At 44.8% G+C, this 12059-nt stretch carries 12 protein-coding genes; all 12 read right to left on the reverse strand.

The window, feature by feature from the left end:
* Positions 1-21: 21 nt before the first annotated feature.
* A complete protein-coding gene (locus L692_RS0105385; protein WP_025697878.1) occupies positions 22-825 on the reverse strand; it encodes an ABC transporter permease in 804 nt (267 codons plus the stop codon).
* A 15-nt stretch (positions 826-840) separates the two neighbouring features.
* A complete protein-coding gene (locus L692_RS0105390; protein WP_025697880.1) occupies positions 841-1641 on the reverse strand; it encodes an ABC transporter permease in 801 nt (266 codons plus the stop codon).
* Positions 1638-2663 (reverse strand): ABC transporter ATP-binding protein, encoded by a 1026-nt coding sequence (locus tag L692_RS0105395; RefSeq protein WP_025697882.1) that lies wholly within the window; start codon positions 2661-2663, stop codon positions 1638-1640. The genes L692_RS0105390 and L692_RS0105395 overlap by 4 nt, the downstream gene beginning before the upstream one ends.
* Positions 2664-2686: 23 nt before the next feature.
* Positions 2687-3667, reverse strand: a complete 981-nt coding sequence (locus tag L692_RS0105400) for a phosphotransferase enzyme family protein (RefSeq protein ID WP_084463083.1) — start codon at positions 3665-3667, stop codon at positions 2687-2689.
* Positions 3651-4913, reverse strand: a complete 1263-nt coding sequence (locus L692_RS0105405) for a radical SAM protein (RefSeq protein ID WP_025697886.1) — start codon at positions 4911-4913, stop codon at positions 3651-3653. The genes L692_RS0105400 and L692_RS0105405 overlap by 17 nt, the downstream gene beginning before the upstream one ends.
* A 16-nt stretch (positions 4914-4929) precedes the next feature.
* Positions 4930-5820 (reverse strand): radical SAM protein, encoded by an 891-nt coding sequence (locus L692_RS0105410; protein ID WP_025697887.1) that lies wholly within the window; start codon positions 5818-5820, stop codon positions 4930-4932.
* A 24-nt stretch (positions 5821-5844) separates the two neighbouring features.
* Complete coding sequence (locus tag L692_RS0105415) at positions 5845-6882, reverse strand: radical SAM protein (RefSeq protein ID WP_025697888.1); 1038 nt, start codon at positions 6880-6882, stop codon at positions 5845-5847.
* 26 nt (positions 6883-6908) lie between these two features.
* The gene (locus L692_RS0105420; RefSeq protein ID WP_084463084.1) at positions 6909-8057 is read right to left on the reverse strand and encodes a cysteine--tRNA ligase; all 1149 of its coding nucleotides are present in this window, start codon (positions 8055-8057) and stop codon (positions 6909-6911) included.
* Complete coding sequence (locus L692_RS0105425; RefSeq protein ID WP_025697893.1) at positions 8050-9048, reverse strand: beta-ribofuranosylaminobenzene 5'-phosphate synthase family protein; 999 nt, start codon at positions 9046-9048, stop codon at positions 8050-8052. The genes L692_RS0105420 and L692_RS0105425 overlap by 8 nt, the downstream gene beginning before the upstream one ends.
* A 564-nt stretch (positions 9049-9612) precedes the next feature.
* Entirely contained in the window at positions 9613-10437 is an 825-nt protein-coding gene (locus L692_RS0105430) for a nucleotidyltransferase domain-containing protein (RefSeq protein ID WP_025697895.1), read from the reverse strand.
* 147 nt (positions 10438-10584) lie between these two features.
* Entirely contained in the window at positions 10585-11691 is a 1107-nt protein-coding gene (locus L692_RS0105440) for a slipin family protein (protein WP_025697897.1), read from the reverse strand.
* Positions 11692-11704: 13 nt separating this feature from the next.
* The gene (locus tag L692_RS31645) at positions 11705-11845 is read right to left on the reverse strand and encodes a hypothetical protein (RefSeq protein WP_156940310.1); all 141 of its coding nucleotides are present in this window, start codon (positions 11843-11845) and stop codon (positions 11705-11707) included.
* Positions 11846-12059: the final 214 nt, after the last annotated feature.

Raw genomic sequence — 12059 nt, forward strand, 5'->3', positions numbered from 1 at the left:
CCCCCCTTGCTAGGATCTGCCCTAATTGCCTGCACTCTCGTATCTTTTTAAACCATAGTTGAAAATCGTTACCGCTCCGATTGCACAATAGATGGCAACTACCGGAGTCAGCAGCCCCCAGTATCTGAATACCTCTTTGTCAAAGAGATAGGCGGCGGGATAAAAGCTTACAAACGCAAAAGGGACGACTACAGTCACAATCCCTTGAATCACGGTGTTATAGATGGAAACGGGGTATTTCGCAAATTCACCGATGCTATGAATCATAAAGGGAAATGAGCTTCCAGGGTTTTGCGTCCAGAATACAGACGAATTGGAGGCCAGCTTAATGGAGGACCTGATGATAATTGCCGAAACCAGCAGGACAACAGCCATGATGATTTTGGGTATTGTCCAATGCATGGATATATGGCTGACAGCCTGAATAAGAATGGCCGTTCCTATGAGAATATTTCCGATTCCATTCACGCCAATCCGCGAAGATAATATTTGAAGAATCGGAGATACGGGGCGGATTAGAAAATTATCCAACAGCCCTTTATTGACCAAGGTGTTCATCATCCAGCTTCCCTCGAACAAGAAAGAAGAGATGCCCTCTGTAACATAAACCATAGCATACACCACAAGCACTTCCCATAATCCCCAACCGTTAATATCCGGAACCCTCTGATAGATCACCCACAAAAAAACAAGACCCAGCAAGTGTATCAACGCGGAAGAGAAGATCATAATCATCATATCCAGCCGATATTCCAGCAGCGCTATCAAATTAGCCTTCATAAACCTTACATACAAGAGCAGCATTTTGACCCATTTCGCAATCATCTTGACATTCCCGCCTTATCCTCCATAGATCGTAATTTGACGTACCGCCCGGCTCCAAATCATCCTGCCCGCCAGCCATAGAAACAGCGCCCAGAGCAGCTGTATGGCGATTTCCTGAACTGCGGCTTGACCATTTATCCGATTTAGAAATATGGAGGCGGGAACGAATACGACACCTCTGAACGGCAAATACGCCGTCACGCTCTCCAGCCACCTTGGAAATAACGTAAGAGGAACGATCGCCCCCGACAGCAAATTTGTTATGGCGGCACGCACCCACGCGACTCCATATGGATTGGATGTCCAAAAGCAGAACAGGCCCGCAATATAAATAATGCCGAATTTAATCAAGGCAGAGGCCAGTAGGCTTACCAGAAATAATAGCCAGGTCAAAAGGTCGGGCGGAGATGCGATACCCTCAAAAATAATGATAATGATGGAAGCCAGCGCGGCGCCGAGTATACTTTCAAAAATACTGGCTCCCATCGTTTCCGCAAGACGGGCTTTCTGAAAGTCCAGAGGCTTTAGCAAATCCATAGCTACGCTTCCGTCCAATATTTTTTGGGAAATCGCCATTTCAGAGTACCAGGATAGCAATGAGTTGGTAATAAACATAATGAGCAAATAAGCCTTCATTTCATCCCACGAATATCCGCCTATTTCATTATGCTTGGAATAAATAGCTTTCCAGATATAAAACTGGGACATGACCAGCACGAAACCGGCCAGTAAGCTGATTAAGAACGTGCTTCGGTATGCCATTGCATTTTGCAGGGATACTTTGCCAAGGACTATATATTTTCTGAATGCATTCATACAATTATCCTCTGATTATTTAAGTTGCTTTCATAAATCTGTCTGATTACAAGTTCAATGCTGGGCTCGTCTATATGGATATCGACAACATCGCTTCGCTTCATCATAAATTCAATAATTTCACCTGCTGCAAGGTGGAAACGATTGAACTGAATGGAACAATGGCTTCCTTCATTCTGAATATGCAACGCTGCCCCCGGAAATTGATTATGCAGGGCGTCTTCCGCCAAATGAAGCGGAGCCCGGACTTCAAAATGAATCGTTCTTTCCTGTGCGAAAGCATCTTTTACCGCCTGCAATTCACCGTCAAAAATAACCCTGCCCTGGTCGATAATCAGAAGTCTTTTGCAAATATCCTCAATATCCTCCATGTCATGCGTTGTCAGCAGAATGGTTGTGCCGCTCTCCTGATTGACTTGCTTGATAAATTGGCGAATCCGCGCTTTAACCGAAACATCCAGCCCAATCGTCGGTTCATCAAGGTAGAGTACCTTGGGGTTATGCAACAACGAAGCGGCCAAATCCGCCCGCATCCTCTGACCCAGGGAAATCTTTCTCGCAGGAAGGTGAAGAAACTCGCCTAAATTAAGAATGTCCGTAAAAAGCTCCAGATTTCTCTTGTACTCCCTCTCAGGGATTTCGTAAATAGCCTTCAGCAATGATAGGGATTCCCTCACCGGCAAATCCCACCAGAGCTGCGTTCTTTGTCCGAAGACGGCGCCGATATTCTTGGCGTTTTCTATTCGCTGCTTGTACGGGATGACCCCATTTACAAGGATCTTTCCGCCGGTTGGCACGAGAATTCCCGTCAGCATTTTAATGGTTGTTGATTTCCCGGCTCCATTAGGTCCCACATATGCGACAGACTCACCCGGATCGATGGAAAAGCTGATGCGGTCTACCGCCGTTTTCTTCTCGTATTCGGGACGCAGCAGATGCCGGACGGAGCCTGTCAGCCCCGGTTTTTTCACAGCATGAAGAAACTCTTTGGTCAAATCGTCTACGATGATTAATGGTGTCAAACATCCTTCCTCCTATACTCGTGCTAAAGGTCTGCAATCGGGGATTGTCTCAATATTCTGTCGCGTATGGCATGGAAATTATCCGGGTTAGGAAGCAGCGACTGGTACATGGCGGTAAAAAGCAAAATTCTTCTGTAGCTCAGAAATACATTTAATTGTTTGAGCCAAAACTCATCGATTGCATTCTCCTGATTGTAGGCCCTTAAAAATTGGCTGACGCTCCTTTGGGCTTGATCTTTTTTCATAGCCGCGCCCTCATAATTCCTATGATCGGGGTACAGGATACTATAAAGAGCAATCGCAATATCCGCCATGTACCAATGATAGTTGGCAACGTCAAAGTCTATGAATATCCCTTTATTCCTTGCGTACAACACGTTTAATTTGCTCGGGTCATTATGTATAAACCCATATGACTGCCGATCTAGCGGCAGCGAGCTAAACTGCCTGTTTATATCTCTCCAGCACTCCTGTATCCCATCGTCTTTGGACATCCGGTAGAAGTAGCTCCATTCTTTCAACCATCCAAAGATAGGAGTCCCTGTAGCCTGGCTTACCTTGACTTCCCTCCATGACGCGTACTCTTTGGACCATCTATGAAGCTGTCCCAACGACTTGCCCCATTGCGTAATATAATCGTCCAGCTCCATTTCATTTACTGCATAGAACCCCTTGCCTTCAATGAGTTCCATGCAATAAGCAATGTAAATCTGTTGATCTTCATGAATGAATTCCACTAAATTCCCGTGGAGGGAGCAGTTGATCCTGGCAACCGGCACCTGCCTTTCTCCCAGAAAATTCACAAATGCAAGCCTCTCGCGAAAGCATTCCACGGTATCCGGATCACGGGATGGAGGGACTGTGCATTTTAATACCTTCGTTGTTCCGTTTTGAATAAAAGTAAATGCGACTCCGCAAAGACCGTGCCCTAGACTGTTTAAGGCTGCTCTGCAAGTTCCATAAAGCGCCGTTAACTGATCGAGAATCTTATCTGAAATATTCATGGGCTCGCCCTTTGCTCTCGGAACGAATTGCAGGTTCTGCCATCCTCTCCAGCACCTCCAGATTTTCTCTGATCTTCAGAAAGGTAAGACTATGGTCATGAGGTGTTATCGTATGATAGGAATTCGAGGGATAGTTCATCAATTGAGTTAGCTGCTGTTTGATCGCTGCTGAATTACTGACGAGCTTGCTTATATTTTCCGGCCAGTTCTTGTCCATAAACCAATTTGTTGAAATAGGTCCCCCTGCTGTCGTACCTGGATAGGGCAAATAAAAATGAAAAGAATAAGAAGCAGCGTTAACGAGGTGATGAAATGTCATAAACTGATGAATGTCCATATTGTCCGATATAATAAATGACAGATGGTAGGGAATCCCATACTCTTTTACCAGATTAATTCTTGAAGTAATCGTAGCGACGGTTTCGCCTTTCGAGTATCTGTTCAGCTGCGCATCATCCAAGGACTCGACGCCAATGTACAGCTTGTCTATCTTTAAGTCTGTGATGCGGGCCAGAAGAGCAGGGTTAATCTGATCGGCCCTAATATTCATGGAATACGAGATATTATCAAAGCTCTTTAATAGAGCAATAATATCGTTTAGAATTAGCAGATTATTAATGGAGGGATCGGCAATATAAAGCTGCACGGGCTCGTTCGCGTACATTCCCAATTCATATTCGATGGATTTGACGCCTCTTGTATGCATGCTCTTGTGAAAGGCAGAATGAATGCAAAATTTACATTTATACCGGCAGCCTCTGTTAAACAGAACGATCTCTGAGAAATCAGCTTCAATCGTTTGGTTGGAAAAATGTCTCTTGGGCCTGCTGGGTACGAAGCTGTCATCGGACCACAGGCTTCTCTTAGCCATATTGAAATACTGGAGTATGCCGTCCTCTTCAAGCTCCGTATCTATAAGCACATCCTCTTCAAAAAGCTCAGGGCGAAACTTCGGAAGCGGCCCGCCCACCAGAATTTTTCTATTTATCAGCCTTCTGAATAATCGGTAGGAGTAATGCTTGTTCGCCGTCAAATGAGTATAAACCTCATGACCAGCCTGGAGGATGTATTCCAGCTTTTCTTCTATGTTCCCTTGATTCAAATTGACATACGTTACAGACATTCCTGCCTGGGACAGCAACGGAGCCAGATATTTTTCAGTAAAGGTTGGAAAAATAAACCCCTTAATATAAACATCCTGTGTGGTATCCAATGCCGGCAAGTCCACTAAAATAATTGATTTCACAGATCATCACATCCCATTAGTGAAGGGCCTCACTTAAATATAAGCAGGGCTCGCACCGGTAATAAAATGTTTGGTTTAAAAAGGCCTCTCTCAGCTTAGGATTGGTAACTTCCTCCAGCAGAGAACCGATCCCTTGTACTCTTAAGCTGCGGAAAATGCCAGACTGTCTTTTATGAAATAATTTCTCATTCATGTCTTCGTCGCCCAAATGAGCTACATAGGATAGATTACATGCCGTGTAACATGCGTGCCATTGCTTTCTTACATTGAAATGGATCATGTTATTCGCAAGACACGTGAACAGCTCTTTATTTTCTTCATACCGGAAGCCCTTAAAATCCTTAAGATTCTCACTTGCTCTGCCCGAAGGCGAAACGTATTTTATTTCCAAAGCAAGGGAGTCATCCCGCCCATATCGCTCAAGGAATAAGGGGATAATATCGCTATCCGAATGATCGACGGTTAATCGGCAAATCACCTTAAAGCCATTCCTTATGGAGTAATGGATGAAGAAATCCAACAATTCCGAGTGACCCTTCCTGTCTATGGTTCCATGAAAGGTATCCGCGCTAATGAAATATTCCTCCGCCCGGAAGATTTGAAAAAGCTCCGGTCTTCGCTTGAACAGAAGCCCATTCGTTTCAATCCGGAGACTGCCATGGAAATGCTCACGTATGTATGCGTATATTTCTGCGGCTTGCTTCATATAGACAAATTCGCCACCGGTTAGAATGACCTTCTCAATATGGTAATCCGTAAGCTTGTTTAAATCATGAATGATTTCTTTAACCGTCTCCAGCCCAAGCTCCTCCGTTGAAGCGGGAGAACTGCTGTTATAGCAATGCTTGCAGGTTAAGTTGCATCTGTGAGTCAATTCCAATAATGCGGTTATGCTCTCCTTCTCCATTTCTTCCTCCTGCTCCGCAATGTTCTAATGGCTGAATGAATAGTAGCGTCTGCCTGGACATACTCCGAAGATATCCTCCGTTTTCGAAATATGATAAGCCAAATTGGCGGCTTGTTTCTCCTCCAGCAGACGACTCCAATGCTCCGCCAGAGAACGGTCATGTATCGTTCCGGCATCAGACGGCACGGCCAGACATCTTCTGATCCGGCCCTCCAAATCATAGACAAGCCCGTAATTATGAATAATGCAGTTGCTTAAATCGTACATGCCCATATCGTAGTCGGAGAATGTGCTTTTTACTTTTTCGTATAAAATACGGTTTTCACTGTCTGTGATAGCCAGCTCATCCCGGTTTCTTTCTGCTTCCGACTTTATGACTAACGGGTCAATACAAGTAAGCATATGATTTCTTAGTGAAAAATGAATAATCTCCGTGATTTCGTCCATATTTTTTCTTGTGATGATTACGTCATTGATTAACCTGGTTGCATTTCCATCAAGCCCGTCGCTAAAACCGGCTTCGATCAAGCACTTGAGATAATGCGGAATTCTCGTTAATCGCCCGTCCTTTTCCCTGTAATCGACGAATTGAATCTCATGATGATTCAGCTCCGAAAAAACCGACTCATTCAGAGAGGACAGTTTAATAATTAAGCTGATTCTTCTTTTGTATAAGGCCTGCGCCAGCTTGCTATCAATCATCATCCCGTTGGTAAAGACAACCGTATATAAATCAAGCTCCTCTGCCAGATCCAGAAGAGGAAAGGTGTTGTCCTGTTTGTTATACAAATAGGGGTCCATGAAGGGCTCTCCCAAGCCCGATATGACAATAGTCTTGCATCCTAAATCCACCGCCTGCCTGAAAACTCTCTTGTGATCCTCCAACGTTAATTTTCTCTCTTGATTGACCTTCACTCTCTCATCCTTCATCATGCAATAAATACAATTTAAATTGCATCGTTCAGAAATGAACGGAACGAGCACAAGCATCCTTCCCTCTCTTTCCGCCTGGCGCCATTCCTCCTCCTTAAAGTCAAACCCTTTGGGAACCAGAGATTTCACCCCTGCACCTCTCTTTCGATAAATATTTAATGGTACAAGAACAACAGCCTTTCATCCAGATATTCCATAAAGCTCTTTACTTCTCTGAGGCTTTCGCTTGGAATCGACTGCGCATCTTTATGTATCATGCGGATTAATTTAAACAATTGAGCCAAAGCAAATGGAATGTTTATCTCATCCAGCTTCCTCTTGGCTTCCGTTATTATCGCGCTTATTTGTGCGCTCATTTCACTTTGTTCCTCAGCCGTTCCTTTCAGCCTGGACAAGCCGGAGTAGAACTCATTAAGCTGTTTAAGATTCTTTCTGCAAGCCTTAATGTAGTCCGCGTTCAGCTTAAACTCCTTATCAAACTTCGAGTTAAACATGATAAATCGAATTTCCTGCTTGGTGTATCCCGCATTGATGTAATCCCGCATATAAAAATAAGGAGATTCCTCGGTGAACAGCACATACTTAACCAAAACCCACTTTTTCGCCAGACTGTTGTTGAATTGGGTATAGGCCCCGTAAATGGCTTCCTCATTTTCATAATGTGTTCTTTCATTGAATCCGGCGACATGATAATCCACAGGATTCTTCAATTGATTAATGATCGAGGATACACATTGAATGTCCCACCCCGGCCTTCCCTTTCTTCCGTAGTAATCCAATTCAAAACAACCGTTCTCCTCAAATTTCCATAATGACGGATCATAATGGTTTATCTTGGATAGATCTTTCGCTTGATCCTTCGCTATTGTCCTCTCCGGGATCAAATTCGAGATTTTCCCATAATCGGGAACCCGATTTATATTCAAGTAGATCCCTTTATCGCCTGTGTAAGCCAGTCCCGAAGCCAATAATTGATTTATAATCGGATACATCTCATGATAGTGCGTCGATGTACAGGTTATCTTCTCAGGATAGTCGATGGAGAGATAGGCGTATTCCTTCTTCATTTCTTCCAGGAGCGACTCGGTAGAAAACTCAGGATTCCTTGTCTTGGCCTCAATAATGTGGTCATCGATATCCATGATATTCATACCATGCTCAACATGAACGCCTTGCTTTCTGAAATGCTTGACAATAAAGTCTGTCATCAAAAATATTCTATAGCAGCCAAAGTGAATACTGTCATTCAGTGTAGGACCACAGTTGTAAATCCTCATAGTCTGCCCTCTATCGTATCTACTCATAGCTTTTGCTTATCTCAAAAGGAGCGTTTCTGATTTCGGTAATATAAATATCGCAGTTGGGGAACTTTTCTGTCAGATAACGCTCATTGACGAACGGGCTTAAGCTGCCATCTTCACGAGCCTCCACGAACGTATAACACGCCGGACCGAGTGAAGACAGCGCCGAGAAGCCGAATAATTCCTCCAGCCGGCAGAGAATCTCTCCGCATATCCGCTCATTGATTTTCAATTCGGCTCTTTTGGTTCCAGCCTTCGTAATCATCTTCATCGAACGGATAAACCCTTGAAAGTCGCTCTCGATAATAGCTGGAATTACACCCATTAGAGTGAAATAGGCGATTTCTTTCACTTCCTCTACGGGAACCGGAGTATACTTGGCGAAAAAAGCATCTTCTTCAGCTTTGCTTATCGAGGTGTGCAGCTTGGGAATTACTACAATCACCTTCCATGTACTCTTAATTTCGTGATTAAACAGAAACACCGGAGGCTTTTTGGAATGCTCGACGAAGTTCGCTTTTTCTTCTCCTAGCATGTATCCGCCGTCGACAATAAATTTCCCCAGCGTGTACGTTCCATATCCGATCCCCGATACACCCGCAAGCCCCAGCTTTTTTGAAATATCGACAAAATCATACTCTGCATTCTCAAGTGAAACAATCCCGGTTGCCAGTGCATAGTACAGTTGGGTTTCCGATCCAATTCCGATGTGCTCGCTAATTTCATTCACTACATTTATGTAATAGTTCGACTGAAACGAGTAGACCTCCTTAAGCTTGTCTATGTATTGCTTAACTTTATCCGGGTATTTACACTGATAGATTTCTTCATCGCTCTTCTCAATTTCCAGCTCCAGAAAAGGCTCCTTTAGAGCAAAGCCCAATCCGCCACAGCAACGCCCGCTGAAACCGTTCATATCAATACTATTGATGTGAATACGGTATCCGGTTTTAATGGAAACCTTCTTGAGGCTTTTAACCGTAGTATCTATCATTCATTACCAGTCCCCTTCAAACAAAGAATAAATAACAACCAGCGATTCTTTGGGGCAAAAAAAGAGGCAAGCTGCATTGTTATATGCAACCCGCCTCCATATTCATGGTCAGCTCTAACCGTTTTACCGTCGATCCTCTTAGAAAATATAGTATTATCCTAACATTTTTTCCCTTGATGTCAATCTTTTTTTTAAAAATATATTTCCGAAGGCCCGCACGGCCTCCAGTATTTGCTTCGTGGTGATTTGACCGCCGATAAAACCAATCTGACCGGGTGCGGACGGGGCTGCCCCTTTACGGACGACAACGGCTTCTTGTCCGCCAGTCTATAATCCTTTTGCTTCCCGCAGCTTATGAATCCGTTCTTTTACCGAGTCGTCAGGCGTCAATCATACCACCTATATCTGACCTCACAAGCTTAGCATACAGAGCCTTTCTTGTACCATTCTTTGGCTTTCTAGAGTGTTTCGCTAGCAGGTGCACCAACTCACGTACTTCATCCGGCCTCTGATCGGACCCTGCATGGTGTCCGAATGCTCCATCCATGCCACCAGCTACCCATCTTAATTTCCCCCCGGACCAGAATTCTTCGTCATCCGGCAAGGAACCGTCGACGGATTTAGCGCCGATCGGAACAACTCGTCAAGCCGCTGATCCTGGTCTCCATCAGAAGGCTGCATACTTGATGCGGCCCTCTCGTAATACGCGATTCTGTTCTCCAAAAATTCATTGATCGGGTTGATCCTTAGTTCGTAGTCCATTTCGTCGCCAGCCCTTTTACGGTCCAGCAAGCCCGCAATAACCGCCTTAAGCTCGCTTTCCTTTGGCACTAAGCTATCAACAAGCCGGGCAAATTCTATAGGCGGCATGGAGTTATACTTCTCTATCCACTCACATGCCAGAATCGGGCGGAGAACATAGAAGTATTTTTTGATCTTGACCTGATCCCCTTGCAGGTACTCCCGGTAGTTCCCCTTCGCCATGTGCAGGTAGTGGTGCATACATGACCTTGGGGAAAAGGTGAGCGGAGAGATTCGGCGGATTTGCTCGGCTATCGCATAGTTCTCCCTATACACAATCGGGGACTGAAGCCACTCCAGCAACGGCGGATTCGACTTGCGAAACAAGTTCAAGGCTTTGCGCAGATCCCAACCATTGATATCCAGCCTGTCGCTGATCGGACGCTCGATCACATCCCGCTTGTCAAAAATAGATAAGTACCACTCTTCCGGCCTGATATAGATAAACCTTACGTCATAATCGCTATCTTTGGACGGGAAACCCCAGGCGCGGCTGCCCGATTCGCAAGCATACAAAATACGGACATTGTCTTCGCGCTCAATCCGCTCAAGCTCAGTCACAATCTGTTGATGGTAACTGCTGCTCATATAAATCCCTCCTTAGGGGACGGATATAAATGGCCTTGGACATCAATGTCCAGGGCCCGGATTACATAAAACTGCTATTCCTGCATCGGCAGAACGATTTAACAATCGGTTTGGTTGATGAAAAGAAAACATAGTGTTCTTTATTTGCTATCTGCTCTTTTCACCAAGCAAAGCGTTCAACCGCTCCAACAGGTCTCCGCCTCCCGTTAAAGAGATGGATCCGATCTTCTCGCATATTTTTTCGAGGAATTCCAGCTCTTTAAGACGGAACAACGTCTGATTCTCGTCCATCAGCTTGGCTGTATTAAGCAGACTTCGGGTCGAGGCGGTTTCTTCCCGACGAATGATCAGATTCGCCTGCGCTCTCTTCTCCGCAAGCAGGACAGTGTTTAGGATATCTCTCATTTCCCCCGGCAAAACGACATCCTTAACTCCCGTGCTCAGGAAATGCACTCCGAACTCTTCCCCCTTCTCACGTAAACGGGATAGTATGAACGACGTAACGTCCTCTTTTCGTTTCAATAGATCGTCCAATTTAAGAGTTCCGACATATTCACGAAGCATAAGTTGAAGCTGGATATGGATTTGCTCTTCAAACGACTTTATTTCCAAAGCGCGTAATGGCTTTACGATCTTGTATTGACAAACGAAGTTTAACCGCAGCGTAACTTTGTCTTCTGTCATGATTTCCTGGCCGATGAGATCCATTTGCTGTTGTCTCAAATCAATCGTCTTTACCATAGTTGAAACTGGACCTCTCCAGAAGTGGTACTTGCCAGGGGAAAGCTCTCGTTGTAAAACATGATCATAAAACAAAAATCCGGATTCGTAGCTCGCGATTTCGTAGGGCTGTACATTGGCTGTAAGCTTCGGTACAATCGAACGGTCTATCTCTACAGGCAACTCAGGTTGTCTGATATCCGTATGCAAAAAGGAATGTTTTTTAAGTATGTTCCAAAAGGCGTAGACACCCGGCTTAAGCAGTTGTACGAATTGCCCGTCCTCGTAATGCAGAACGTATTCGTGATCTTGCACTCGTACGATATCGAGCTCTCGCAAGAGGTTTTCATCCTGAAGGAACAACTGCAAATCTTTACCCTCTACAACGAACGGTTTTGCGATATTCAATACCACAACTGTGGGTTGTAACCACAATAAATAGTGATAGGTCCCCGGAATCAGCTTTTTCACATAACTTCCTTTATGAAAGAGCAAACCACGCTGGTCAGCTTGTATTGTTACTTTTTTAAACATCTTCGTTACCCCCTTAATGGTTCGACCATTGGGTGTAGAATCCCACTGCGGTTCCGGCGGAATCTCGTTTTAGATAAGCGATCTGCCAGGGATTTTTAAGGACATTTGATTCAGGAGGGTGACCCTGCTTCAGCCATCCTTCTTCCTCTTCCATCCTAAAAAGCCCCCGGAATTTCGCTCCATCGGTATCCACGGATTGCAAGGCCAACCTGCAGTGCGCTCAAACTAGCCGCCGGGGATTCTACCCTTTGGTCTTAGTACAATTTCTCGCTCGATTGGAAGTCGAGTATTCTACCAGATTCGCGTCACAGGCGATTGGGGAATCGAACCCCAAATAGTGGCTTCTTACCGATCGATCGTACAGGATA

The organism is Paenibacillus forsythiae T98, assembly GCF_000520735.1.
Lineage (GTDB): Bacteria > Bacillota > Bacilli > Paenibacillales > Paenibacillaceae > Paenibacillus_AQ > Paenibacillus_AQ forsythiae.

Coding starts and splice junctions, on each gene's coding strand:
- L692_RS0105385 (WP_025697878.1), bottom strand. CDS start 825: ATGATTGCGAAATGGGTCAAAATGCTGCTCTTGTATGTAAGGTTTATG.
- L692_RS0105390 (WP_025697880.1), bottom strand. CDS start 1,641: ATGAATGCATTCAGAAAATATATAGTCCTTGGCAAAGTATCCCTGCAA.
- L692_RS0105400 (WP_084463083.1), bottom strand. CDS start 3,667: ATGAATATTTCAGATAAGATTCTCGATCAGTTAACGGCGCTTTATGGA.
- L692_RS0105410 (WP_025697887.1), bottom strand. CDS start 5,820: ATGGAGAAGGAGAGCATAACCGCATTATTGGAATTGACTCACAGATGC.
- L692_RS0105420 (WP_084463084.1), bottom strand. CDS start 8,057: ATGAGTAGATACGATAGAGGGCAGACTATGAGGATTTACAACTGTGGT.
- L692_RS0105425 (WP_025697893.1), bottom strand. CDS start 9,048: ATGATAGATACTACGGTTAAAAGCCTCAAGAAGGTTTCCATTAAAACC.
- L692_RS0105430 (WP_025697895.1), bottom strand. CDS start 10,437: ATGAGCAGCAGTTACCATCAACAGATTGTGACTGAGCTTGAGCGGATT.
- L692_RS0105440 (WP_025697897.1), bottom strand. CDS start 11,691: ATGTTTAAAAAAGTAACAATACAAGCTGACCAGCGTGGTTTGCTCTTT.
- L692_RS31645 (WP_156940310.1), bottom strand. CDS start 11,845: ATGGAAGAGGAAGAAGGATGGCTGAAGCAGGGTCACCCTCCTGAATCA.